The 24876-nt window shown below is 61.5% G+C and carries 20 protein-coding genes; 18 read left to right on the top strand and 2 right to left on the bottom strand.

The window, feature by feature from the left end:
• Positions 1-102 precede the first annotated feature (102 nt).
• From P3T20_RS13700 to P3T20_RS13655, 10 genes are all read left to right on the top strand, one after another.
• Positions 103-951 (top strand): fumarylacetoacetate hydrolase family protein, encoded by an 849-nt coding sequence (locus tag P3T20_RS13700; RefSeq protein WP_074264310.1) that lies wholly within the window; start codon positions 103-105, stop codon positions 949-951.
• A gap of 70 nt (positions 952-1021) precedes the next feature.
• A complete protein-coding gene (locus P3T20_RS13695) occupies positions 1022-1942 on the top strand; it encodes a LysR family transcriptional regulator (RefSeq protein ID WP_074266031.1) in 921 nt (306 codons plus the stop codon).
• Between the two features lie 71 nt (positions 1943-2013).
• Positions 2014-2478 carry a GlcG/HbpS family heme-binding protein gene (locus P3T20_RS13690; RefSeq protein WP_167379383.1) on the top strand — a complete coding sequence of 155 codons (465 nt, stop codon included), beginning with the start codon at positions 2014-2016 and terminating at the stop codon, positions 2476-2478.
• An 89-nt stretch (positions 2479-2567) separates the two neighbouring features.
• Positions 2568-3698: an amidohydrolase family protein gene (locus P3T20_RS13685; RefSeq protein WP_083611394.1), complete on the top strand. Its 1131-nt coding sequence runs from the start codon at positions 2568-2570 to the stop codon at positions 3696-3698.
• 284 nt (positions 3699-3982) lie between these two features.
• Positions 3983-5626, top strand: a complete 1644-nt coding sequence (locus P3T20_RS13680; RefSeq protein WP_074264312.1) for a fatty acid--CoA ligase — start codon at positions 3983-3985, stop codon at positions 5624-5626.
• Positions 5627-5656: 30 nt separating this feature from the next.
• Positions 5657-6121, top strand: a complete 465-nt coding sequence (locus P3T20_RS13675) for a MaoC family dehydratase (protein ID WP_429287107.1) — start codon at positions 5657-5659, stop codon at positions 6119-6121.
• Between the two features lie 47 nt (positions 6122-6168).
• Complete coding sequence (locus P3T20_RS13670) at positions 6169-7896, top strand: alpha/beta fold hydrolase (RefSeq protein ID WP_429287106.1); 1728 nt, start codon at positions 6169-6171, stop codon at positions 7894-7896.
• 59 nt (positions 7897-7955) lie between these two features.
• Complete coding sequence (locus tag P3T20_RS13665; RefSeq protein ID WP_429287105.1) at positions 7956-8378, top strand: phasin family protein; 423 nt, start codon at positions 7956-7958, stop codon at positions 8376-8378.
• A 79-nt stretch (positions 8379-8457) separates the two neighbouring features.
• Positions 8458-9300, top strand: a complete 843-nt coding sequence (gene phaZ, locus P3T20_RS13660) for a poly(3-hydroxyalkanoate) depolymerase (RefSeq protein ID WP_429287104.1) — start codon at positions 8458-8460, stop codon at positions 9298-9300.
• A 5-nt stretch (positions 9301-9305) separates the two neighbouring features.
• The gene (locus tag P3T20_RS13655; RefSeq protein WP_429287168.1) at positions 9306-10586 is read left to right on the top strand and encodes a DUF445 domain-containing protein; all 1281 of its coding nucleotides are present in this window, start codon (positions 9306-9308) and stop codon (positions 10584-10586) included.
• Positions 10587-10618: 32 nt separating this feature from the next.
• Here the strand turns inward: P3T20_RS13655 and P3T20_RS13650 are convergent, their stop codons facing one another.
• Positions 10619-13372 (bottom strand): LuxR C-terminal-related transcriptional regulator, encoded by a 2754-nt coding sequence (locus P3T20_RS13650; RefSeq protein ID WP_429287103.1) that lies wholly within the window; start codon positions 13370-13372, stop codon positions 10619-10621.
• A gap of 388 nt (positions 13373-13760) precedes the next feature.
• Between P3T20_RS13650 and P3T20_RS13645 the strand changes: the two genes are divergently transcribed.
• The 6 genes from P3T20_RS13645 to P3T20_RS13620 all read left to right on the top strand — a co-directional run bounded on the left by P3T20_RS13645 (position 13761) and on the right by P3T20_RS13620 (position 21887).
• The gene (locus P3T20_RS13645; RefSeq protein WP_429287102.1) at positions 13761-14510 is read left to right on the top strand and encodes an electron transfer flavoprotein subunit beta/FixA family protein; all 750 of its coding nucleotides are present in this window, start codon (positions 13761-13763) and stop codon (positions 14508-14510) included.
• 16 nt (positions 14511-14526) lie between these two features.
• Positions 14527-15474 carry an electron transfer flavoprotein subunit alpha/FixB family protein gene (locus P3T20_RS13640; RefSeq protein ID WP_429287101.1) on the top strand — a complete coding sequence of 316 codons (948 nt, stop codon included), beginning with the start codon at positions 14527-14529 and terminating at the stop codon, positions 15472-15474.
• A gap of 14 nt (positions 15475-15488) precedes the next feature.
• On the top strand, positions 15489-17279 hold the full coding sequence (locus P3T20_RS13635; RefSeq protein ID WP_429287100.1) for an acyl-CoA dehydrogenase C-terminal domain-containing protein: 1791 nt from the start codon (positions 15489-15491) through the stop codon (positions 17277-17279).
• A gap of 74 nt (positions 17280-17353) precedes the next feature.
• Positions 17354-18112 (top strand): OmpW/AlkL family protein, encoded by a 759-nt coding sequence (locus P3T20_RS13630; RefSeq protein ID WP_429287099.1) that lies wholly within the window; start codon positions 17354-17356, stop codon positions 18110-18112.
• Positions 18113-18400: 288 nt separating this feature from the next.
• Entirely contained in the window at positions 18401-20581 is a 2181-nt protein-coding gene (locus P3T20_RS13625) for a TonB-dependent siderophore receptor (RefSeq protein WP_429287098.1), read from the top strand.
• Between the two features lie 88 nt (positions 20582-20669).
• On the top strand, positions 20670-21887 hold the full coding sequence (locus P3T20_RS13620; protein WP_429287097.1) for a PepSY-associated TM helix domain-containing protein: 1218 nt from the start codon (positions 20670-20672) through the stop codon (positions 21885-21887).
• Positions 21888-21949: 62 nt separating this feature from the next.
• Here P3T20_RS13620 and P3T20_RS13615 read toward each other — a convergent pair whose 3' ends face one another.
• On the bottom strand, positions 21950-22828 hold the full coding sequence (locus P3T20_RS13615) for a LysR family transcriptional regulator (protein WP_429287096.1): 879 nt from the start codon (positions 22826-22828) through the stop codon (positions 21950-21952).
• A gap of 93 nt (positions 22829-22921) precedes the next feature.
• Here P3T20_RS13615 and P3T20_RS13610 point away from each other — a divergent pair, with 93 nt between their 5' ends.
• Positions 22922-24031: a nitrilase-related carbon-nitrogen hydrolase gene (locus tag P3T20_RS13610; RefSeq protein WP_429287095.1), complete on the top strand. Its 1110-nt coding sequence runs from the start codon at positions 22922-22924 to the stop codon at positions 24029-24031.
• 165 nt (positions 24032-24196) lie between these two features.
• Positions 24197-24859, top strand: a complete 663-nt coding sequence (locus P3T20_RS13605; protein ID WP_429287094.1) for an HAD family hydrolase — start codon at positions 24197-24199, stop codon at positions 24857-24859.
• The last annotated feature ends 17 nt before the right edge of the window (positions 24860-24876 follow it).

Below are 24876 nucleotides of genomic sequence, written 5' to 3'. Positions count from 1 at the left end.
CCTTCCCGCTGCATTGACAGTCGGTTCGACGACGCGTGTCGATCGGGCGGCAGCATGCAACGGTGCGGTCGCGGACGCAACAGATTTTTCCAGGAGATGGGCATGAAGCTCGTGAGTTTTCGACATGCAGGCAAAGAGTCGTTTGGCGTTGTAGTAAATGAAGGTGTCGTCGATCTGGCGCCTTACGCTTTGGAAGTCGGTTCAACGCTGAAACAGGCGCTCGCGCTTGATAGCCTCGCCGCCATCCAGACAATCACCCGGTATGCGAAAGCGACTCACGCATGGGCTGATGTGGAATTCCTCCCGGTGGTGCCCGATCCGGGAAAGATCCTCTGTATCGGCATCAACTACCTGGAACACCTGAAGGAAACGGGGCGCGAAACGCCGGAAAAGCCGACGATTTTCACCCGTTTCGCCGATTCGCAAACGGCGCACAACGCGGCCATCGTGCGTCCGCGCGCATCTGAAAAGCTCGATTTCGAAGGCGAACTTGCCGTCGTGATCGGCCGTAACGCGCGCCACGTGAAAGCCGCGGATGCCTTGGATTACGTGGCAGGCTATTCCTGCTACAACGACGGCAGCGTGCGCGATTGGCAACGACACACGAGCCAGTTGATACCTGGGAAGAATTTCCCGCGCACAGGCAGCTTCGGACCGTGGCTCGTCACGACTGACGAAGTGGGCGATCCCTCTCTGCTTTCCTTGACGACGCGTCTGAATGGCGAGGTCGTGCAACACGCCACCACAGACGATCTGATCTTCGGTATTCCCGCCTTGATCGAGTACATCAGCACGTTCACCGAGTTAAGGCCGGGTGACGTGATCATCACCGGGACCACGGGTGGTGTGGGAGCGTATCGTCAGCCGCCGCTTTGGATGAAACCGGGCGATGCGGTGGAGGTCGAGATATCGAAGATCGGTATCCTGAAGAATTCGATCGTCGACGAATAAGCATGACTCGATGCAGGTGGTGACCGGGTGTCGTGCGCGTGCACCGCCGGCGACGTGAAGGAGAATGTTCGTGTTCGATCTGAATCAATTGCGCTGTTTCGTGACGGTTGCGGAAGAACTGCACTTCGGTCGGGCGGCTGCCCGGCTGCACATGACGCAACCGCCCTTGAGCAGACAGATCCAGCTGTTCGAGCACAGCATAGGGACGTCACTCTTTAACCGGACAAACCGCATGGTGCGGCTGACGCCTGCGGGACGCAGTCTGTTGCCGGAGGCGCACGCCATTTTGCGTCTTGCCGAGAGGGCGCGCCTGTCGGCACTGAGGACTGGGCAGGGTGAGGCAGGGCGGATCGTGATTGGCTTCACGGCAGCCGCCGGCTACGAATATCTGCCGGAGATGCTGGGGCAGTTGCGGCGAACGCTGCCAGGCGTCGACCTGGAGTTGCGCGAAATGGTTAGCCGCTCGCAGGTGGAGGCTCTGGAAAACGGCCAGCTGGACGTCGGCCTGCTGCGTCGGCTGCCGCCTGATTGCGACGATCTGGATAGCGTATGTGTGGCGCGCGAATCGCTGGTCGCCGCGCTTCCGCTCGAGGACCCGCTAGCGCGGCGCAAGACGCTGCATCTGCGGGACTTCAATGGCCGGGCGATGGTGATGTATTCGCCCGACGAAGCGCAGTACTTTCATGAACTGGTTCGGCATGTATTCGCCCGCGTCGGCGCGACGCCGAAATACGGTCAGCAGGTGAGCCAGGTCCACTCGATGCTGGCCGTGGTTCGCTCGGGCCTGGGTGCGGCGCTCGTGCCGGAGACCGCCAGCAGGCTGTGCTACGAAGGCATTGTATTTCGCGAGATCGACGGTATTGATCCCGTGAAACTCGTGGAACTGCACCTCGCGTGGAAGATCGGCAACGACAATCCGGCGCTGGCGAAGGCGTTGCCGCTACTCCAGAACATTGGCAACCGGCGCCAGCCGCTGGCTCTGACGCAATGAGGAGTGCGAGGCTCCGGAAAGAAAAGAGCCGATTTTCCTGTTCGAAGCTTCTATCGGTGAACGGAGACAACATGCGTAATCGGACAATGTCTTTCCTGCTTCTGCTGGCGCTCGCGCATGGCGCGCAGGCCCAGGTCGCAGACAGGAAGGTGCTCACGCTAGCCGGCGCGCAAGGCATAGTCGAAGCCGCGTTGGCAGCGGCGAAAGGTAACCAGTTGCGCCAGTCGATTGCGGTAGTGGACGACGGCGGTAACCTGCTGGCTTTCGTACGCATGGACGACGCGCAACTGGCAGGTGTGCAGATGGCGCTCGGCAAGGCTCGCACAGCGCTGATGTTTCAGGGCCCCAGCAAGGGCTTTGCGGATCGGATAGCCGCAGGACAACTCAATGTGCTGGCACTGCCGGACATGCTGCCCGCCGATGGTGGTCAGCCACTCGTTTATGACGGGAAGATCGTGGGGGCCGTGGGTGTCAGCGGTGCGTCGCCGGCGCAGGACGGCCAGACAGCCTTGAAAGCGGCCGCTTCGCTGCAATAGCGAATCAGGCGGTCGACCGCAACGATGTTGCATGGAACAGGAGCAATCGCCAAAGCGATAGATAGCTCCTGCCGACAACGGAGACACATATGCTGAAAAAATGGAGCCGGCTCGATCTACGCCCGGCCGCGCCACCTTGCGGCTGCGGACTCTCGCATCCGCATACCCACACACAGCATCACGCACTGCCCGCGCACGGCGCTGGGCGCCGCGGTTTTCTCGGCGCCGCCGCTGCGCTTGGGATGGGGCTCGCGATCGGTGGCGATGTGTGGGCGCAGCAGACCAGGCCAGCGGCGCGGATCGTGGACGTGCATCATCACTACACATCGCCCGCACTGCTTGCGATGATGCTCGGACGCCGCACCAATCAGGTCTTCAATCAGTCGTGGACGGTTCAGAAGTCGCTTGACGCGATGGACGCGGGCGGCATTGCGACCGCTGTGGTATCGACCAGCGATCCGGGTATCTTCTTCGGCGACTATGATCAGGCGAAGGCCCTCGCTCGCGATTGCAACGAGTTTCAGGCCCGCATGGTCGCCGATTACAAGGGGCGTTTCGGCATGTTCACGACGTTGCCGCTGCCCGACATCGACAGCACGCTTGCCGAGATCGCGTATGGCCTCGACACGCTGAAGGCGCAAGGCGTCGGCATGATGACGAGCTACGGTACGAAGTATCTCGGCGACCCGGCATTTGCGCCGGTGATGGAAGAGCTCGAGCGCCGCAGGGCCACGGTCTTCGTTCATCCGCTGCAGCCGGCATGCTGCACGAATGTCGTGCCTAAAGTGCCTGACATCGTGGTCGAATACGGTACCGAGACCTCGCGCACCATCGCCAGTCTGCTGATGAATCACACTACGATTCGCTATCCTAACATCCGCTTTATATTTTCTCATGGCGGTGGCGATGTGCCGTTTCTAACTTTCCGTTTCGCTCGCATGGTGTCGGGAGATCCGGATCTGATGAAGGCCGAACCGGGCGGTGGCATAGCGCTGATCCAGAAGCTGTACTTCGACACCGCACAGGCCTGGAACCAGTATTCGCTGCCGTCGCTGACGGCGCTGATGCCGCCCGAAAGGATCCTGTTCGGCTCGGATTTCCCCGCCGCATCGCCGCTGGACACCGCCAATGGGCTGCGAGCTTCCGGGATGAGTGCCGCAGCGCTCGCGAAGATCGAATGGCAGAACGCGCACGCGATTTTGCCGAATCTCGTCGTATAAGCGGACGGAAAAGAGCGGTGGCGCGTCGGCGGCCATAGCGCGCCGCGTTCCGCTGCTTTCCCGCCAACCCGCGCCAACCCCCGCCCAGCAAGGGCCACGGCCTCCCCGAGGCCCGCATCTACCGCCTGTCTCCCCCACCTGGTTCGCCGGCACTCCCCCATTCAGGGGGTACATCCCGTGTCCCGGCACTTGCATGATTCTCCCAACGCATTAGCACAGCAGGCCAAAAAAACAAATAGATCAATAGTCGCCTGCAATCCATTTGGGGACTCAAGGAGAGACACATGCAGGACGAAATCAAGACGCCAGACTCCACGGCCTACGCGTATCCGTTGCTGATTAAACAGCTTTTACTCACACCATTTGTTCAGTCGCAGGACGAGGAGATCGTCTACCGGGATCAGTTCCGGATGACCTATTCAACGTTGCGCGAGCGCATCGCCCGGCTGGCCAACGGTCTGAGCGAGCTTGGCGTGCAGCACGGCAGCACCGTCGGCGTAATGGATTGGGATAGTCACCGCTACCTCGAATGCTATTTCGCTGTCCCGATGATGGGCGCGGTTTTGCAGACCGTGAACGTGCGTCTGTCTCCAGCGGAGATTGCCTACACGATCAATCACGCCGGTGCTGACGTCCTGTTGGTTCACACGGATTTTCTGCCTGTCGTCGAATCGATCAAGGACCAGCTGGAAACAGTGCGCACCTTTATCTGGATCGATGAGCCGGGCAGCGAAGCGTCTGCCCACAGCATTTCCTTTTCAGCTGAATACGAGGCGATGCTGGCGGCGCATAGCACGAGCTACACGTTCCCGGACTTCGACGAAAACACACGCGCAACGACGTTTTACACCACAGGTACGACCGGTCTTCCCAAGGGCGTCTACTTTACCCATCGGCAACTGGTTCTGCACACCCTCACGCTGATGGCGGCACTGGCGAGCCCTGTCTCGGGGCAGCGCTTCCATCGTGGCGACGTGTACATGCCGCTTACCCCGATGTTTCACGTCCACGCATGGGGCATGCCGTACATCGCCACAGTGCTGGGGGTAAAGCAGGTTTATCCCGGCCGCTATTTGCCGGACCGGCTCGCGCGACTCGTGCGTGAAGAGAACGTCACGTTCTCGCATTGCGTCGGCACGATCTTGCACATGCTGCTCTCGTGCGAGGAGGGCAAGGCGACGGACATGAGCCGGTGGAAGATCATCATCGGCGGTGGCGCTTTGCCGCAAGGCCTTGCCAAGGCGGCGCTGGATCGCGGAATTGACGTGTTCGTTGGATACGGGATGTCTGAAACGTGCCCGGTGCTCAGTCTGGCGCAACTTCCTCCCGGCGCCGAAAACCTCGACGAGGACGAGCAACTGCGCCTGCGCTGCAAGACCGGCCGGCCAGTGCCGCTCGTCGACCTGCGCGTCGTCGACGAGAACATGGACGAACTCGCGCACGACGGTGTAGCCACTGGCGAGATCGTTGCGCGGGCACCGTGGCTCACGCAGGGCTATCTGAACAATCCGGAGGCTTCGGCGCAGCTTTGGGCTGGCGGCTATCTGCATACCCAGGATATTGCCAATGTCGATTCGACCGGCAACGTACAGATCACCGACCGTCTCAAGGACGTGATCAAGTCGGGCGGCGAGTGGGTGTCGTCGCTGGAGATAGAAAACCTGATCTCGCGATATGACGGTGTGTCGGAAGTGGCGGTGATCGGCATCAAGGACGACAAGTGGGGCGAGCGGCCAGTGGCTCTGGTCGTGCTCAAGGAAGGCGCAGCCGTCACGGAAGACGACATCAAGCAGCACGTCCTGTCGTTTAGCACATCCGGAAAGATATCGAAATATGCGGTGCCTCAGGTCGTGAAGTTCGTCGACGCGCTGGCAAAGACGAGCGTCGGCAAGACCAACAAGAAGTGGCTGCGCGAGCAGTTCGCCTGATCGGCAAGCCAATTTCAAGGAGTGCAAAAGATGAGTCTGGAAAATTACAGCGTCGCCAACATCAACGAGTTCGTGGGCGTCGAGTTAGGCGTGTCGAACTGGGTGGTCGTCGATCAGGCGCGTATCAACGCGTTCGCCGAGTGTACGGGCGACAGGCAGTGGATCCACGTAGACGAGGAACGGGCGAAGCGTGAGAGTCCGTTCGGCGGCACGATCGCACACGGCTATCTGACCTTGTCGTTGCTTGGCGGCTTCGCGATCGAAATCGGTGTCGTTCCAAAGGACGCTTCCGCGGGCCTTAACTACGGTCTCGACAAGGTGCGTTTCATGACTCCTGTGAAGGCCGGTGCGCGCGTGCGCAGTCGCGTGACGATCGTGTCGGCGGAGAGCAAGGGCGGCGGCCGCATCCTCATCAAGACAATGAACGAACTGCAGATCGACGGCGAAGACAAGCCGGCCCTGATTGCAGAAACCCTCGCGATGCTGATCGCGTGACCCACGACGTTCGGCGAGGCGCAAGCGCTTCCTGAAGGAGCAGCAAAATGGCGAAAACCACTGAAAGCCCGCAGAAAAACGCGAAGCAAAGCCCGCAAAACGAGACCCCCGATGAACTCGCGGCGTCAGCTGCGGAGGGCATGCTGGGTCCCAATCCCTTTGTCGGTTTGCGGGCGTGCGATATCGTCGCCACCGCGCAGAAAATCGGCACGCAGGCGTTGCGGCAACCCGCGTTGGTCATGGAGCAGGAGGCGGCTTTCGCCCGCGAGGTTTTGAAGCTTTTCTCGGGTGGCGGCGACGCTATGCCGCCGAAGGGCGACAAACGCTTTACCGACGCCGCGTGGCAGAACAACTTTATGTATCGTGCGACGTTGCAAGGCTACCTCGCGTGGCGCGATGCGCTTGCGGGTTTCGTCGAGCGCTCGGCGCTGGATCCTGCCAACAAGGAGCGTGCGAAGTTTGTGATGTCGCTCTTCACGGACGCGGCATCGCCGACGAATACGTTGCTGGGCAATCCCGCGGCGCTCAAAAAGGTTGTCGATACGGGTGGCGCCAGCCTGATGGATGGCTGCAACAACCTCATGATGGACCTGCTCAAGAATCACGGCATGCCCGCGCAGGTCAACAAGACGGCTTTCGGCGTGGGCAAGAACCTCGCTACGTCCACGGGCGCGGTGGTTTTTCGTAACGAGGTGCTGGAGTTGATCCAGTACGCGCCAACGACACAGCAGGTCTATGGCCGGCCGCAACTGATCGTCCCGCCTCAGATCAACAAGTTCTATATCTTCGATCTCTCCGAGGGCAAGAGCATTGTCGACTATCTGGTCAAAAACGAGCTTCAGGTGTTCGTCGTCAGTTGGCGCAATCCGACCGCGGCTCAAAGCCACTGGGATCTGGACACGTATGTCACTGCACTCGTGGAAGCCATTGCGGCGGTGCGTGAGATCACCGGCTGCGTCGATGTCAACCTGCACGGCGCCTGCTCGGGTGCGATGGCCATTTCGGCCTTGCTCGGACATCTCGCGAGCCGGGGCGACAAGACGGTCAACGCCGCGACGCTGATGGTGGCCGTGCTCGATAACAGCGCCGATTCGCAGCTTGGTCTGTTCGCCACTCCTGAGGCCATTGCGGCGGCCAAGCAGCACAGCACCTCGCGTGGGGTGCTGGCAGGCGAGGAAATGGGACGTGTGTTCGCCTGGATGCGGCCCAACGATCTGGTGTGGAACTACTGGGTCAACAACTACCTGCTGGGCAACGCACCGCCAGCTTTCGACATCCTTTACTGGAACAACGATGCGACCCGGCTGCCGGCGAAGATGCATGGGCAATTGCTCGACATTTTCACGCAGAACCTTTTCAGCAAGCCGGGCGCCCTGACGGTGCTGGGCACGCCGATCGACCTGTCTCAGGTCACCTGCGACAAGTACGTGGTGGCAGGCATGACGGATCACATTACGCCGTGGAAGGGCGTGTACAACACCGCGAAGACGTTTGGTGGCAACACCCGCTTCATCCTGAGTTCGAGCGGCCATATCCAGAGCCTGATCAACCCGCCCGGCAATCCGAAGTCGAAGTACTACCTCAACCCCGAGTTACCCGCGAACGCCGATGCCTGGCTCGCTGGCGCAAAGCCAGAAGCGGACACCTGGTGGGGTAACTGGAGAGACTGGCTGGTCGCCCGGTCCGGTGAAAGACGGGCAGCGCCAGCAGCCCTTGGCAGCGAACGGCATCCGGCGGGTGTGAAAGCCCCTGGAACCTATGTTTTGGAACCCTAAACGGCGTCATCGCCGGATAGTGAAATCCATTTTTTTGTAACTACCTTAACGGAGTCATCATGACAGCAACCCATCCTAACAATCTTTTTGGCGAATATACGAAGCTCATCACGCAGTTCAAGCTGCCGGGCGTCGACGTTGCCGCCATCCTCGAATCGCGCCGTAAGGACATCGAAGCGCTTGCCGAGGCGAATATGACGGCGCTCGCCGGTGTTCAGCAGCTCGGTCAAAAGCAGGTCGATATCGCGCGTTCGACGATGAACGAACTGCAATCGCTCGTGACCCGCCTGAGGACGCCAGGCAGCGAATCCGCAACGGCCACGGGAGAGGGCGTTCAAAAGGCGCTGCAAAAGGCCTTCGTGGACATGCAGGAACTCGCGGATGCGGCATACCGCGCGCAAACCGATAGTATCGCTGTCGTCACGAAGCGCTTTGCGGAGCATGTGGAGGAACTGAAAGCACTCGTGCAGCCCACGAAGTGATCGAACGGGCTTATGCGAGCCGCCGTCGTAACATAGCCAGGCGTAACCAGGCGAACCGTCTAACCATGGAACCCACCGGATGACCAACCTACAAACAAGCCCGGAGTTTGTCGACGCCATGCAGATCCAGACGATCGACCTGGACGGCCAGTTGCTGCGTGTTGCAGTCCGGCGGGGCAGCGATGCCTCGCCGCCGCTGCTCCTGTTCAACGGCATTGGCGCGAATCTCGAACTCGTTGAGCCGTTCGTTGCGGCGCTGGATGACGTGACCGTCATCGTTTTCGATGTCCCAGGTGTTGGCGGCTCGCCCGCTCCGTTGCTGCCGTACCGGTTCTCGACGCTCGCCGTGCTGGCCGACAAGCTGCTGACGCGGCTCGGGTACACCGATCCTGTCGACGTGCTCGGCGTATCGTGGGGTGGGGCGTTGGCCCAGCAGTTTGCACACCTCTACCCCAAACGCTGCCGCAGGTTGATTCTCGCCGCCACGTCCCCCGGCGTGATCATGGTGCCGGCGCGGCTGTCGGTACTGTCAAAACTGGTCGGGCCACGGCGCTATACCGACCCGTCTTACCTGAAGCAGATCGGCGCTGAGATATACGGTGGCGCATACCGGCACGACGCTGCGCTGCTCGAGGAACACAGCCGTCATATCCAGGCGCCGCGCGGCCGCGGTTACCTCTACCAGTTGCTGGCTGCATCAGGTTGGAGCAGCCTGCCCTGGCTGGGCGGGCTTCGGCAAACGACGCTCGTCATGCATGGAAACGACGATCCGATCGTGCCGCTCGCCAACGCCAAGATCCTCGCAGCAAGGATTCGAAACGCGACGCTGCAAGTGATCGATGACGGTCATCTGTTCCTGATCACGCGGGCCAGGGAAGTTGCGCCGGCGGTAAAACGATTCCTGCGCCAGGAGGCCAGTTGAACCGTGTGACTGGGAGCGACGGGAATGCCGGGCGTGCAACGGCCCAAGCCACTGCGGACGAGAAGCTCGTTCGGCTGACGCGTATGCGCACGACGGCAACCTGTCTGCTCGCGGCGATGATCGCGCTATTGATCGCCTGCACGGCCTGGCAGACGGCGCATCCGTGGCTCGCGTGGCCGCGTGCTTTTGCCGAGGCGGGTACGGTCGGTGCGATCGCGGACTGGTATGCGGTCGTCGCGTTGTTCCGGCATCCATGCGGAATCCCGATCCCGCACACCGCCATCATCCCGAAGAACCAGCAGCGCATCGCCGAGAGTCTGGGCAGCTTCATCGAGGAAAACTTTTTGACGCCCGAAGTCATCGTCGGGCGGCTCAGTGGTTTCAACGCGGCGCAGGCGCTGGCCGGGTGGCTGGCAGTACGCGAAAACAGCGCGACGATCGCGGATGTAGTGGCAGGCTCGCTTCCGCGATTGCTCGATGATATGGACGAAGCCGACATCGAACACTTCTTCGATCGAATCGTGATCCCGCAATTGCGTACGCTCGACGTATCGCGACTGGCGGCCGAGGTCCTGGATATCCTCACCGAAGGCAACCGTCATCAGCCGTTGCTGGACCGCGGATTGAGCGTCGTGGAAAGCTGGTTGAGTAACAACGTGGGCCTGATCAAGGCGAAGTTCAGCGAGGCCTCGAAATTCACCTTGCCGACGCTGGATGCATACATCGTCAACAAGTTTGTCGAGGGCATCATCGCGCTCATGCATGAGGTCGTGGCGAATCCGGAGCACGAGCTTCGGCGCCGGTTCGATGTGGCGGTGCAAGATCTGGCCGGCGAGATGAGGAGCTCAGCAGCCTATCGCCGCTTTGGCCGGCTGTTGCTACGCGATTGCATTCGGCATCTTGAAGACGGCGGGTATTACGGTGTCCTGCTCGATCACGTCCGTGCATATGTGCTTGCCGATCTTGGCAACAAACACTCGGTCGTGCGCGATATGCTTTCCAGCACCTTCGTGTCCATGGGAAAAGGCGTGTTGAGCGAGCCCTCCATTCAGCAAAAGTTGAACGCCTGGTGGCTTGATATTGCCAACCTGCTCGTGCTACGCCACCGCCATCAGTTATCGGCGCTCATCACAGACGTCGTGAAAGGCTGGGACGCGAAGGAGGTGAGTGGGAAGCTCGAGGCCGAAATAGGCCGGGACCTGCAGTTCATTCGAATCAACGGCACTTTCGTGGGCGGCACAGTGGGTGTCCTGATCCACGCATGTGTGTTTCTTTTCGCGCGGTAAGCCCGGCGGTGTCCGATTCGAGCGAGCGCACCCTAGCCCTGTTTGACCAGGCCGAGCGCCTGCGCGCGCGCGACGGCCTGAGCGCGTTTGTCGACGTCCAGTTTGGTAAAGATGCTTTTGACGTGCGACTTGACCGTTTCAGGTGTGATCCCGAGCGTGCGCGCAATTTCCTTGTTCGACTGTCCCTGTGCGATCAACTCGACGATGCCGCGCTCTCGCGAACTGAGGCGCTCGGGCTCGCTGTCCCGCTTGGGCTGGCTACTGGGTTCGTGCTGGGCTCGCCACCTGTCGAGCAGTCGGTCTAGCCATGTCACGATTTCCGCTGCTCTGGCCGCGGTACGTACGCTGTCGCGCGCGAGCTTCAACAGTGGGCCGATCTCCGGCCCTTGATCGATGATGGACTGGCAAAGCCCAGCAGGCGCTGCGACTGTCGCAACGTCATGAAATATCTCTAACGCCCGCTCGCGCTCGCCTGCGTTCAGCCACGCGAGCGCGAGGAGAGTCCGCAGCCGCAGCGCAAGGTAAGTGCCGTGGAGCTGCTCGAGACGCTCCAGCGCAACGTTCAATATCCCGATCGCCTCCGCGTTTTGCTGGCGCCGAATCGCGAGGCACGCCGCGCCGAGGTCGCGGTAGTTCAGGATCTCCAGCGACACCGGAGCGGACGATGCGGCGTCAGGGCTCGCCAACTGACGCAACTGCGTTACGCACGCGCCCGCTTCGGCGAGCCTGCCTTCTGCCAGATTGAGCCGGGTTCTTTCGGAGAGTGCAGCAGCCACCAGCCGGTCCCAGTGACGTGCCTGCCCCAGCGCCTGGCCGGCGTCGAGCAGCGACTGCGCGTGCGCAAAATTGGAACGCGCCACGGCGATCCGGATGAGGATGCGGTAGCTGATCAGCACGCTGTCGAGAAACACGGCAAGGTCGATAACCGGCATGTGTTCGACGAGCAGCGCTTCGGCTTCATCGAGCCGCCCCTGCTCATACAGCAATTGCGCGATCATGGGGGCGCATAGCGCTACGGCTATCGACTGCGGACCCGAATGATGCTCGGCGAGCTCCATGGCTTCGTTGAAACGGCGCGCCGCGAGTGGCAGGCGCAGTTGCTGCATCTCCACATGGCCGAGCAGGCAGAGCCGATAGACGGTGGAAAATACACTGCGCTGGTCTTCTTCGACCGAATCGGGAATCCATGGAGTGGCGTGAAGGGCCTCGAAATCGCCCGCTTTCCAGTGCGCGAAGCGCGCTACGTTCGAGACCGCGTTGGTGGTCCACGAATCGCGCGAGGGCCGCTCCAGATATTGTTGCGCGAGCATGAGCGCTGTTCGCGGGTCGTCCTGCAATGCTGCCAGCGCCGAGCGAAGGGCGACGCACTCCCAGCGGACGTAGTCTTCGTCGGCGCCTCTGCCGGCGGCATCGCGTTCGATCGAATCCAGCATCGTCACCGCATCGTCGAAGCGCAGGGCGAGTACTGTTCCCCAGGCGATGGCCAGCGTGACCGTGGTCTGTGCGCGCATCAGGTCGGCTGGGAACTGACGCTGCCAGCCGACCAGCGTGAGGAGATCGCCTCCTTTGAGGAGGGACTTGGCACAGTGTTCCATAAGGCGAATCGCATCGTCGGTTGCGCCGGCCGCGATGGCATGCCTGACTGCGTCGGTCCACTGATGCTGCCCTGCGTACCATTGACATGCGCGGCGATGCAGCTCGGCGATTTCCCCCTGGTACAGAGCCTCCAGCCGGCGTTGAAGATATTCGGCCATGAGCGGGTGGTAGCGGAACCAGTGTCCTTCCAGGTCCAGCGGTTCCAGCAACAACTGGCGCGCAACAATGGCATCCAGCATGGCCTGGCCCGGTTTGACGCCGGTGATTGCCTCACACAGTGGCGCGCTCAAACGATCGAGTATCGCCGTACGCAGCATGAACTCGAACATCCCGGCAGGTAAGGATTGCAGAATATCTTCGAGGTAGTCTGCCAGCGGCCTCGATGCACCGGTAGGAGCACTTGCCTGCCAACCCCGGGGGCGATCGTCCCGGGCCAGCACCGAAGCGGAGATGCGCAGCGCCGCTGCCCAGCCTTCGGTGGTCGCGAATAGCGACTTCACGTCCGCGACGATGAGCTTGCCGGGGCATTCGCGTTCGACGAAGCGGCGCGTCTCGTCGAAGTTGAATCGCAAGGTCGATGCGTCGATTTCCAGCAGGTCGTTTCGTGCCCGCAGCCTGGCGGTGGGAAATGGCGGATCGGTGCGTGTGCAAAGCACCACGTGGACTTGCGAGGGCATATTGGCGATGAAGAGCGCCATCGCTTCGTGAATCGGCGCCTCGCTGATCAGATGGTAGTCGTCGATGAAAAGGTAGACCTCGTCGTCGACGTCAATGAGCTCGTTGATCAGCGTCGACGCAAGCGAATTCGCCGGCACAAACGAGGCGTCGGCGGTCAGGCCGATCACGGAGGTGCCGACGTTGCCACAGGCTTGCCGCAAAGCGTGCGCGAGGTGATTGAAGTAGCGGGCGGGCTCGTCATCGTCGGCATCGAGCGCTAGCCAGGCGACCCGCGCGCTGCTCGTTGCGAGGGCGTTGAGCCAGGTGAGCGCGAGCGAGGTCTTGCCGAATCCAGCGGGGGCCTTGATCACCGTCAGGCGCTTCGTTTCGGTCTGCGCAGCAAAAGAGGCGAGGCGCGGACGATCGATCAGGCCGGCGGGCAGGCGAGGAGGAAAAACCTTCGTTGCAAGGACGAGAGGTGGCCTGTGCGTGGGCAGCGTTTTTATCGCTTTTGTCGCTTCTGTCACGTGCATCAACTGCTCCGGGCATTCGGGTTGACCCTGGCGGCTATCCCCCATCCACGTGGTTGTGCTCCCCTTTATGGGGGATTTTGCACGGCGCTGCGCTCAGACACTATGGATTCCAGCGAGCAGACGCGCAGTTCCACAACTGGACGACGGTGCGGCAGGCCGGCCGGTCACGGGTGATAGCCCCTCGGCGGGCTTCGCGTGAACCGGTGTTTTGCTCACGAAATGATACGCCCAACCGCCCTAAGGGAGGAGACATGTATACCGCATCCCGTCGCATTGCGGCGCACAAAACCGGGTCGGCGGCGCGTATCCCAGACGAACAGAACGGAACCTCGCACGGCCGCTTCGTATGGCCGGTGTGAGCGAGTCCTTTATCCAATCGGAGCAGGCAATGAAAGTACTGGTTCCCGTCAAACGCGTCGTCGACGCGAACGTGAGAGTCCGCGTAAAGGCTGACGGCAGCGCTGTCGATATCGCGAACGTGAAGCTGTCGATGAATCCCTTCGACGAAATCAGCGTGGAGGAGGCGGTGCGGTTGAAAGAAGCCGGCGCGGCATCGGAAGTGATTGTTGTGTCGTGCGGCGTGCAGGGCTGCCAGGAAACGCTGCGTACGGCGATGGCAACAGGCGCTGACCGCGGCATCCTCGTTCAGACCGACGCGGAGTTGCAGCCGCTCGCCGTGGCGAAGCTGCTCAAGGCACTGGTGGACAAGGAACAGCCGCAACTCGTGATGCTCGGCAAGCAGGCAATCGACGACGACGCGAACCAGGTCGGCCAGATGCTCGCGGCGCTGCTCGGCTGGCCGCAGGCAACCTTCGCCTCGAAGGTGTGCGTCGAGGCAGGCAAGGCGAGCGTGACGCGCGAGATCGACGGCGGACTCGAGACGCTCGAGGTCGATCTGCCGGCTGTCGTGACCACCGATCTCCGGCTCAACACACCACGCTACGCGACGCTGCCCAACATCATGAAGGCGAAGAAGAAGCCGCTCGAGGTCGTGACGCCCGCAGCACTCGGCGTCGACATCGCGCCGCGGCTGACGACGCTGAAGCTCGCAGAGCCGGTGAAACGCGAGGCGGGCATGCGGGTCGCGGATGCCGCGGAACTCGTGGCCAAGCTGAAGAACGTTGCGCACGTCATCTGAAACGGAAGAGGGAATCATGTCCATACTCGTTCTTGCAGAACACGACAATCAGACGCTGAAGGCGGCGACCTTGAACACCGTCACCGCTGCTGCGCGTCTTGGCGAGGAGATCGATTTGCTCGTCGCCGGATCGCAATGCACGAGCGTAGCCGAACAGGCTGCACGCATCGCCGGCGTGAAGCGCGTGCGGGTCGCCGATGCGCCGCACTACGCACATCCGCTGGCCGAGAATCTGGCCACGCTGATCGCGACGATAGCGCCTGATTACAGCCACGTGCTGGCGCCCGCCACGACCACCGCGAAGAACGCGATGCCGCGCGTGGCCGCACTGCTAGACGTTGCACAAATCTCAGACATCATTGCGGTCGAATCCGCCGACGTATTCGTGCGTCCCATCTACGCCGGCAACGTCCTGGCTACCGTGCGAAGCGCGGACCGCATCAAGGTCATCACCGTACGCACGACCGCCTTTGCGGCGGCGCCTGCCGAAGACGGTACGGCAGTAATCGAATTGCTCGCACCAGCTGGCGAGGTTGCCGGTTCGCGTTTCGTGAGCCAGCAACTGACCCGCTCCGAGCGTCCTGAACTGACTGCGGCGCAGAGGGTGATTTCGGGCGGCCGGGGTATGGGCTCAGGCGAAAACTTCGCACTGCTGGAGGACATCGCCAACAAGCTGGGCGCGGCGGTCGGCGCGTCGCGAGCCGCGGTGGACGCCGGCTTTGTGCCGAACGACTATCAGGTGGGCCAGACCGGCAAGGTCATCGCGCCGCAACTCTATATCGCGGTCGGCATCTCGGGGGCGATCCAGCATCTGGCCGGCATGAAGGACTCGAAGGTGATCGTCGCGATCAACAAGGACGAAGAGGCGCCGATTTTTCAGGTCGCCGACTACTGGATCGTCGGCGATCTTTTCAAGGTATTGCCGGAGTTGTCCGGTGAGCTGGACAAGCTGCAACAAAACTGACTCTGGAGACGATGATGAGCATCTATCTTGCACCGCTGCGCGACATGCGCTTCGTTATGACGGAACTGGCCGGTCTCGGCGAATTGTCTTCGCTGCCGGGCTTCGAGGACGTGAGTCCCGAACTGGCCGAGGCTGTGCTCGACGAGGCGGCGAAGCTCGCGACCGAAGTGCTGGCGCCGCTTAACAGGTCCGGCGACGAGCAGGGCGCGCAACTGTCGAAGGACGGCGTCGTTGCTGCGGACGGCTTTGCAAAGGCTTACCGGCAGTTTGCCGAAGGTGGCTGGAGCGGGCTCTCCGGCGACCCGGAGTTCGGCGGTCAGGGGCTGCCTGAGTTACTGCATGCGGCGACTGTCGAGATGTGGAATTCGTCGAATATGGCGTTTGCGCTGTGTCCTTTGTTGACTGCGGGCGCTACCGAGGCGCTAAGGCAGCACGGCTCGGAAGAGCTTAAGGGACACTATTTGCCGAAGCTCATCAGCGGTGAGTGGACGGGCACCATGAATCTGACCGAGCCGCAGGCGGGCTCGGATCTCGCTGCGGTACGCACGAAGGCCGTGCCAGAAGGCGATCACTATCGTCTCTACGGTCAGAAGATTTTTATCACGTGGGGCGATCACGACATGACGGATAACGTCATTCATCTCGTCCTCGCACGCACGCCGGATGCGCCTGAGGGTGTGCGCGGCATATCGCTGTTTGTCGTACCCAAGTTCCTGCTGAATGCCGATGGCTCGAGCGGCCAGCGCAACGACGCGCACTGCGTCTCTCTCGAACACAAGCTCGGCATTCACGCGAGTCCGACCTGCGTAATGAGCTTCGGCGACCAGGGAGGGGCGATCGGCTATCTGGTAGGACAGGAGAACAAAGGTCTCGCGCATATGTTCACGATGATGAACGAAGCGCGCCAGAAGGTGGGCATCCAGGGACTCGCGATCGCGGAGCGCGCTTATCAGCAGGCCCGCGAATACGCGAAGGAACGCGTTCAGGGACGGCTCGCGAGCAGCAAATCGGGTGGTGCGGTCGCCATCGTTCATCACCCTGACGTGCAGCGCATGTTGCTGACGATGAAGTCGCAGATCGAAGCGATGCGTGCTTTCGCGTATGTGATGGCCGCGGATATGGACCGTGCGCATCGGGACCCCGACGCCGGTGAGCGTGCCGGTCGCCAGGCGCGTGTCGATCTTCTGATTCCGGTGCTCAAGGCGTGGTGTACGGAGTTGGGCGTCGAGATTGCGTCGATGGGTGTGCAGGTGCATGGCGGGATGGGTTACATCGAAGAGACGGGCGCATGCCAGTTCCTGCGTGACGCACGAATCGCGCCGATCTACGAAGGCACGACAGGTATTCAGGCCGCCGACCTGGCAGGCCGCAAACTTGCCTCGGATGGCGGAGCGGCGATGGCTGCCCTGATTGCGGAGATGCGTCAGGCCGCGGCGGAACTCGCGCACAGCAAGGATACGCAAGTGGCATCCATCGGCGCGGTGCTTGCGACCGGTGTAGACGCGCTCGAGAGTGCCACCGCCTGGATGCTGCAAGCATTGGCGAGTGAACCCGATGCAGCGCTGGCCAGTTCCGTCGACTATCTGATGCTCACCGGCTACGTGTGTGGCGGATGGCAGATGGGGCGCGCAGCACTTGTTGCTTCACGGAAAGGCACTGCAAACGAAGACCCGGACTTCCATCGTGCCAAGCTCGCCACCGCGCGCTACTACGCCGACAAGGTCTTGCCCAAAGCGAATGCGCTTCTGGAGGCGATTCGCAGCGGTTCGTCGAGCGGGACCAGTCTCCCGATCGAGCAGTTCTGAACGACGGCTGGACGGCGGCGAAAATCATTGTTGTAAAACTATTGATATGTAATCCGAAATAAAATGGAGGAGATATGCTTAAAAAAATCGCATGCGCTGCGTTAATCTCGAGCGCGATATGTTCCGGCGCGATGGCGCAAAGCGCCGGGAGCCTCATTACCAGCGTAGGCGGGGCGTGGCTCGACTTTGGTCCGTCTTCCGCAACAGCGTTGCAGAGCAGTTCGGCTTTCGGCAACTTCACATCATCGGGGACGGGTGGTCAGATACATAACACATTCACGCTAGAACTCTCGACCACTTATTTCATCACCGACAATATTGCATTCGACCTTGCGACGGGTATTCCGCCCAAGCTCCAGCTCTATGCGCAAGGCAACGCCACGCCGTTCGGCGCCGGCGGCCCATCCCTCAATCTGGGGAATCTGGCGCCGCTCGCCACCACCCGGTCGTGGGCGCCTATCCTGTTCCTCAAGTACTACTTCTTCGACGCGCAGACGAAGCTGCGTCCGTTCGTCGGCGTCGGCGGAAACTATACCTGGTACTCGCACACCAATCTCAATTCGACATTCAGCGGCGCGTTGCAGCAGATTGCCGGGCCGGGCGGACAGGTCAAGGCTTCGCTCAGTCCGTCTTGGAACCCTGCGTTCGATGTGGGCGCGTCTTACAACATCAGCAAGAACTGGTACGCGACTGCGTCGGTGACGTATCTGTTTCTGAAGACGAATGCGACGGTCAGTGCCGTGGCCGCCAATGGTCAGACGGTGTTGTCCAACAAGACGCGCATCACGGCGGATCCGGTGATCGTTTTCCTGGGGCTGGGATACCGGTTCTAAGGACTCGATGTGCTAGATGGAGGCCGCGCTGCGTGGCCTTCGAGACACATCAAGATGTACCCCCCAGCTTTCCAGGCCTTCCTCCCGGCTTCCCTTTGCCTTTAGGCATTCCCATCACACCCTCCGAAAGCTCTCTGCAAGATTTTTCTTGCAGATGAGAATAACTCGCATTATCATTCGCGTTATAGATTTCTGTTTCCGCTTAACAACCACCCGCTACAGGCGCTTGCGTCCCGCGCAGTCATGCTGCATGGGCGTCGGCCTGCGCCTGCGCTCGACCAAAAGAACATGCAGAACCTGTCCACTGCCAGCCATCTGGCGTTTGTCCGCGGCTCGACCCGTACCACCTCGCTTCTCAGCGCCGCACTCCTGGCAAGCGTCGGCCTTTCGCTTTCCACGCTGTCGACGCCCGGTTGGGCGCAAACCGTCGCCGCGTCGGACGCAGTCACGACGCTGCCCGCCGTCACCGTGACCGCCGCGGTCGACCCGGCCACGCAATCCGACAGCGTCAGCGCCGGCGCGCTGGGCACGCGCAAACAGGTGGACACGCCGTTCTCTACCCACGTCGTGACGAGCGAAGAGGCTGAGGACCTGATGGCAACGACAGCGAACGATCTGTTCGCGTACGATCCGGCCACATCGGTCAGCAGCAGCAACCGGATCAGCGAAAACTCGATGTTCACCGTGCGCGGTTTGCCGATCGACACGCTCAACGGCATCAAGGTGGACGGCCAGAGCTTTCCATCCTGGGACACGGATCTTTCGCTCGAACCGTTCGAACAGGTGCAACTGCTCAAAGGTCTGTCAGGGTTCATGTATGGCTTCGGCTCGCCGGGCGGGATCGTCAACTACGTATTGAAGCGGCCGACCGACGAGCCTTATCGCAGCATTTCGGTCGGCTATGAGTCGGCCGGCGTGTTCAGCGAGAAGGTCGATCTGGGCGGCCGCTTTGGCAACGACGACCGCTTCGGTTACCGCCTGAACCTGGTGAACGAGGACGGCAAAACCGCCGAGGCGAATGGTCATGTGCGTCGTCAGGTGGCGTCGCTCGCGTTCGACTTCCGTATCACCCCGGATCTGACGTGGAGCGCCGACGCGTTCTACCAGAAGCGCAAAACCAACGGCACGCTGTTCGGCCTGATGTTCGGCTCGGGGCTCGGCATTCCCGACGCCAGCACGATCACGCACGACCTCACGCAACCGCAGAACTACTACGAGACGGAGATGGCTTCGTTTGGCACGGGCCTCGACTATCGTCTCTCCGGGAACTGGCATGCGAGCCTGAAGTACCGCTTTGCCAAGGAGAACCGCACCAATTCCGATAGTCTGCTGTACGTGACCGATGCCGCCGGTGACTATTCGAACACGCTGTATGCGGCGATGACGCGCTACTTCTACCAGAACGTCGATGCGATGGTGCAGGGTCAGTTCAACACTGGCAGCATCAAACACGATGTCGTCATCGGTGCGGGCTTCCAGTCGCAGACGAGCGAGTACAGCAACAGCACAGGCTGGAACGAAGGCTACAGCCTCGGCACGGGCAATCTGTATAGCAGCAGCTTGCTGACGAATGCCGAGGTCGGGATCGGCGAGGATCTTTACCGGCAGTCGCGCACGACTCAGGCCGCGCTGTATGCAAGCGACACCGTGCAGTTCACCTCGCGCTTTTCCGCGCTGCTCGGTTTGCGCTACACGCAGTTCCGCGAGAACGTCTACGATCCGAGCAGTGCGGTGTCATCGCAATACAGCGCCAATCCGGTCACGCCGACTGTCGCGCTGATGTTCAAAACTGATCCGTACTCCACAATTTATGCGAGCTATGTCGAGTCGCTGGAGCAGGGCGGTTCGTCGTCGAACACCAACGTCAATTATCCCGCCACGTATGGGCCGTTGCGCAGCAAGCAGTATGAAGTCGGCTTCAAGACCGATCACAAGAAATGGGGCGCCGATGTAGCACTGTTCCGTGTCGATCAAGGTTACGACTACACCAACAGCGAGAACGTCTACGTGCAGGACGGCACGAAACGCTACACCGGTGTCGATGCGAGCGGCTGGCTGGCACTCACGAACGAGTGGCGTGTGCTCGGTGGTGTGATGTGGCTCGACGCAAAGGCGGTGGATATCGACGACCCGAGTATCGAAGGCAAGCGCGTCTACGGTGCGCCGCGCTTCACGGCGACAGGTCGGATCGAATACAACCCGTCGTATCTGCGCCCGCTCACGCTTGCGTTCGGCGGCAAGTACGTCGGCAACATGGCCGTCGACGCAGCCAATACGCAGTTCGTGCCGTCGTACGTCACGTACGACGTGAGCGGCAAGTACGAAACGCGGATCGCCGGCAAGGACGTGACGTTCCGCGCGGGGATCAACAACCTGCTCAACCGCCGCTACTGGACCACGGCGTGGGGCTATTACGTTGCGCCGTCGCCGACGCGTACCGCGGTGGCCAGCGCCACGATGCAGTTCTAGATGCGGTGGCCGGCGTTTTGCAACGCGAGGGCGCGCTAACTTTCGCGCCACGGCAACAAGGCGCCCGCATGCATCCGACGTTACGTCTATGAGACCGATACTTGTTCGCCTGCACCGCTGGTTCGGCATCGGCACCGCGCTGTTCCTGTTCGTCTCCGGTCTTACAGGCGCCGTCATCGCATGGAACCAGGAACTCGATGCGGCGTTGAACCCCGGGTTCTTCTACGCGCGCTCCCCGGCGCCTGCGTTGTCGTCGCTTGAACTTGCGAATCGTGTCGAAGCCGCTGACCCTCGCGTGCATGTGACCTATCTGCCGCTGGGCGTGGTGCCCGGCCGAACGCTTCTGATGCGTGTCGAGGGCCGGCCCGATCCCGCAACGGGTCAGCCCTATACGCTGGGCTTCAATCAGATCGCGGTGGATCCGGCCACAGGGATCATTCAGGGCCGCCGCGACTGGGGCGCGTTGTCGCTCAGGCGGCTCAACCTGATGCCGTTCCTTTATCAGTTCCACTACACACTTTATTTACCCATCACCGGTAGCGGGATTGCCATTGGCGTATGGCTGCTGGGGGTCGTCGCCATTGTCTGGCTGTTCGATAGCGTGATTGCGTTGGTGCTCGCGTTTCCGAGCCTCAGGACGTGGCGCAAGTCGTTTGCATTTCGCGTGCGCCGCGGCGGCTATGCGCTGGTGTTCGACCTGCATCGCTCAGGTGGGGTATGGGTGTGGGGTCTGCTGGGCGTGATTGCGGTGACGTCGATTTCGATGAATCTCGAACGGCCCGTCATGCGTCCGGTGGTGTCGATTTTTTCCAGACTAACACCCGGACCGGAAACCAATCCCGAACTGCTAGCACCGCATCCGGCCAGCGCGAAGCCCCTGAGTCGCGAGCGTATTGTCGAACTGGCGAGCGCTACCGGACACCGGATGAAGCTGAATGCCGAACCCGGTGCGACGTTTGAGATTGCTTCGCTCAACCTGTACGGGGTGGGCTATTTTAAACCCGGCGGTGATTATGCGGACGGCAGTCTCGGCAATGCCTGGCTCTACTGGGACGCGAGGACTGGACATGAAGTCGGGGGGGCGGTGCCGGGTCGTGGAACCGCTGGCGATACCTTTATGCAGGCGCAGTTCTCACTGCATTCGGGGCGCATCTTTGGACTACCGGGACGCATTCTGGTCAGCTTCATGGGTGTGATGGTGGCGTTGCTGAGTGCGACCGGCCTTGTTATCTGGTTCAAGAAGCTCATGGCTCGCCGCAGTGCTGCGCAGCGGGTGAAGACGGTCAGGCCGGCGGTGCTGCGATAGCGCGTTTGGAAGGATCGCTTTAGTCGTGTGCAGTGTGCGCGGTTGCGCCGTGCTTTGCTGCTTCAAGCCCGATACTTCACGGTCGCGCGCACGAATTCAATGAAGCGCGTCATTACCGGATCATCCCGTTCCGCCGGCCACGCGAGGCCAACCTGCCATTGTGCTGCCGTGCCGCGTAGTGGCAGCACACGCGCATCGCGCAGCAGGTATTGCGTGCGTGAGGGTAGAAACGCCGCGCCGACTCCCGCCGCGACCGCAGCAAGAACGGTCTGGATATCGTCAGCCTGCTGGGTCACTCGCGGCACGAAGCCATGCTCGCTGCACCAGCGGTCAATCTGCGCCGCGAGTCCCGGGCCACGGCCGCGCGCAAGGCCGATAAACCCCTGCTCATTCAATTCCTCGAGATTGGCCGGGATGCGTTTCCAGCGCGCGTGTTGCGGCACCGCTAGCGCGAGCGCTTCGTCCAGCACCGGAAAGGCGTCGAGGCCACTGTCTGCCGGTAAACGCAGGAAGCCGACGTCCAGCTTGCCGGCAAGCAGCCGTCTGCCTTGCTCCGCGGACGACAGATCGTTCAACGTGACGTTGACCTTCGGATACTGCCGGCGGAACTCGGCAATCAGTTGCGGTGCGAGCGTCAAGGTCGAGAGTCCGAGGCCGACTCGCAAATAACCGCGCGTGCCGCTGCTCGATTCGCGCGCCCGGGTGAGAACCTCATCGGCATCGCGCACGAGCGACTGAGCGTCGGGTAGAAATCCGGCGCCGAAAGTGGTGAGTTCGGCGCCGTGCCGGCCGCGCTCGAAAAGCCGTGCGCCAAGGCTGTCTTCCAGCGCGACGATCTGTTTGCTAAGCGCCGGTTGGCTCACGCACAGGACCTCCGCGGCGTGGCCGAAGTGGCGCAGTTCGGCCACGGTGAGAAAGGCGCGCAGCAGTTTCAGTTCCATTCTGTAAAGTAATCGAACATATCGGAATATTCATTTTACTTATCGAATGCCCGGCGGTCCAATGGAACCGTTCTGTCTTTTCAGGTGGTAGCGATGTCATCCTCGTCTAGTCCCATGCTGTGCGTTGCATCGATTCCATTGCGGTCCCGTCGCGGAGAGCCTGCGCAGAACGTCGCGCGGATCGCTGCGTGGCTGGCGCTTGCGGCTCGTGACAAGGTTGACCTCGCCGTGTTTCCGGAGGCCTGTCTTGTGGGCTATGGCAGCCTCGCGAAGTTGCATCGCGATGAACTCGAAGCACTCGCTGAACCGCTCGACGGGCCAATGATGGGCGCAGTGGCAGATGCCGTCGAGCGCACAGGGGTGGCTGCTGGCGTGGGCTTCATCGAGCGCTCACAGGATGGCCGTCTGTTCAATAGTTATGCGGTGTGCCTGCCCGGTGGCGTCCGTCATTGCCACCGTAAGCTGCATGCATACGAACATCGACGCATTGTGAGCGGAGATCGTTTCACCGTCTTCGATACGGCGTGGGGTGTTCGCGTCGGAGTCCTGATTGGTGGCGATGCTTATCTGATCGAGAACGTGCGCATGACCGCACTGATGGGCGCTACGCTGCTCGTTGCGCCACACCGGAGTTACTCAGCGCAGCGCGGAGCGGGACGCGTCCTGCAGCCGGTGTCGGCGGAACAATGGCGGCATCGCGGGGCGCAGGCGGGTGCAGCGAGGGCCACGGGCGGCGCGATTGGTGATCGGACCGCAAGCGCTACGCTTACTGATGACGTTGCAGGTGAGGCCGGTGTGCGGGCACGGCGCGACGCGGAGGATTGGTTACGTGCGTGGCTGCCCGCGCGGGCAGCGGATAACGGCATCTTCGCCGTCTTCTGCGATGGGCTTGAGCTGGGTAACAACGAGTTCGCACCCGGAGCTGGGATGATCGTCGATCCCTGCGGCCGCATTCTGACCGAGAGCGTCTGCGTAAGCGACGCCTGCATTATCGACACCTCTGCGGAGGGCGTCATCGTCGCTGCTAACGTTGATCCAGGCCAGATTGCCACGAGCGCAGGGCAGCAATGGCTACGGGCGCGCCGGCCGGATCTTTATGCGCCTTTGGGGCGAGCGGATCGTGACACAACCGTTTTCGAATCGCGCGGAATGACCTCACGTGGCTCAATTGCGGTGAGCTTTGCACAGGTCAGCCGTCGGTAAGACACCGGCCATGCCCAAGTGAAGCCTATGTGATGCTGCGTCACCGCAAGGAGTCCGTATCACCGCAACCGGATAGCTGCCAGCCGCGGACGGTTTGCATCCGCTCGACAGCAAGCGCTGAATGCACCACTATGTCAGCCTCGTTCCTCCAGCACCAACATACCCATGGCACTGAAAGCAGTCTTTTTCGATGTCGGCGAGACCTTGGTCGACGAGACCCGCGATTGGGGCGAATGGGCCGACTACCTTGGCGTCACCCGTCTGACATTGTTCGCGGCCTTGGGCGCCGTGATCAATCGCGGACAGCATCACCGCGAGGTCTTTCAACTGATTCGTCCGGGCTGCGATTTCGCCACGCTGAAAGCGCAGCGTCAGGCAGAGGGGCGAGCCTACGCACTTCAGGCGGTTGATCTGTATCCAGACTCCGTGCCTTGTCTAAGAGAGCTGCAGGCTCGGGGGATGCGAGTTGGCATTGCGGGGAATCAGCCGGCTGCCATCGAAGACGCGCTAGCTTCGCTTGGCGTGCCTGCCGATATCGTGGCATCGTCGCAGACGTGGGGCGTCGAGAAGCCGTCACAAGCGTTTTTCGACAAAATCATCGAGGCGGCCGAAGGCATGGCACCGCACGAAATCGCCTACGTCGGCGACCGGTTGGACAACGACGTCATTCCCGCGGCACGCGCCGGGATGGTAGGTATCTTCCTGCGGCGCGGACCGTGGGCGGTGATTCAATCGTCCGCGCGGGCTGACCTCAACATCGGGCACACCATTTCCAGCTTGAGCGAATTGCCGGACCTGCTCGCGCGGCTGCAGGAACATGTGCCCTGAGGCATCCTCAAAAACTG

The organism is Paraburkholderia sp. GAS206C, assembly GCF_050435645.1.
Taxonomy (GTDB): Bacteria; Pseudomonadota; Gammaproteobacteria; order Burkholderiales; family Burkholderiaceae; genus Paraburkholderia; species Paraburkholderia phenazinium_B.
This window is presented reverse-complemented; position numbering and strand designations above follow the sequence as displayed.

Bases quoted from the DNA above. Each gene is read 5' to 3' on its own strand.
- P3T20_RS13700 (WP_074264310.1), top strand. From the start codon at position 103: ATGAAGCTCGTGAGTTTTCGACATGCAGGCAAAGAGTCGTTTGGCGTT.
- P3T20_RS13690 (WP_167379383.1), top strand. From the start codon at position 2,014: ATGCGTAATCGGACAATGTCTTTCCTGCTTCTGCTGGCGCTCGCGCAT.
- P3T20_RS13685 (WP_083611394.1), top strand. From the start codon at position 2,568: ATGCTGAAAAAATGGAGCCGGCTCGATCTACGCCCGGCCGCGCCACCT.
- P3T20_RS13680 (WP_074264312.1), top strand. From the start codon at position 3,983: ATGCAGGACGAAATCAAGACGCCAGACTCCACGGCCTACGCGTATCCG.
- P3T20_RS13675 (WP_429287107.1), top strand. From the start codon at position 5,657: ATGAGTCTGGAAAATTACAGCGTCGCCAACATCAACGAGTTCGTGGGC.
- P3T20_RS13670 (WP_429287106.1), top strand. From the start codon at position 6,169: ATGGCGAAAACCACTGAAAGCCCGCAGAAAAACGCGAAGCAAAGCCCG.
- P3T20_RS13665 (WP_429287105.1), top strand. From the start codon at position 7,956: ATGACAGCAACCCATCCTAACAATCTTTTTGGCGAATATACGAAGCTC.
- phaZ (WP_429287104.1), top strand. From the start codon at position 8,458: ATGACCAACCTACAAACAAGCCCGGAGTTTGTCGACGCCATGCAGATC.
- P3T20_RS13650 (WP_429287103.1), bottom strand. From the start codon at position 13,372: ATGCACGTGACAGAAGCGACAAAAGCGATAAAAACGCTGCCCACGCAC.
- P3T20_RS13645 (WP_429287102.1), top strand. From the start codon at position 13,761: ATGAAAGTACTGGTTCCCGTCAAACGCGTCGTCGACGCGAACGTGAGA.
- P3T20_RS13640 (WP_429287101.1), top strand. From the start codon at position 14,527: ATGTCCATACTCGTTCTTGCAGAACACGACAATCAGACGCTGAAGGCG.
- P3T20_RS13635 (WP_429287100.1), top strand. From the start codon at position 15,489: ATGAGCATCTATCTTGCACCGCTGCGCGACATGCGCTTCGTTATGACG.
- P3T20_RS13630 (WP_429287099.1), top strand. From the start codon at position 17,354: ATGCTTAAAAAAATCGCATGCGCTGCGTTAATCTCGAGCGCGATATGT.
- P3T20_RS13625 (WP_429287098.1), top strand. From the start codon at position 18,401: ATGCAGAACCTGTCCACTGCCAGCCATCTGGCGTTTGTCCGCGGCTCG.
- P3T20_RS13620 (WP_429287097.1), top strand. From the start codon at position 20,670: ATGAGACCGATACTTGTTCGCCTGCACCGCTGGTTCGGCATCGGCACC.
- P3T20_RS13615 (WP_429287096.1), bottom strand. From the start codon at position 22,828: ATGGAACTGAAACTGCTGCGCGCCTTTCTCACCGTGGCCGAACTGCGC.
- P3T20_RS13610 (WP_429287095.1), top strand. From the start codon at position 22,922: ATGTCATCCTCGTCTAGTCCCATGCTGTGCGTTGCATCGATTCCATTG.
- P3T20_RS13605 (WP_429287094.1), top strand. From the start codon at position 24,197: ATGGCACTGAAAGCAGTCTTTTTCGATGTCGGCGAGACCTTGGTCGAC.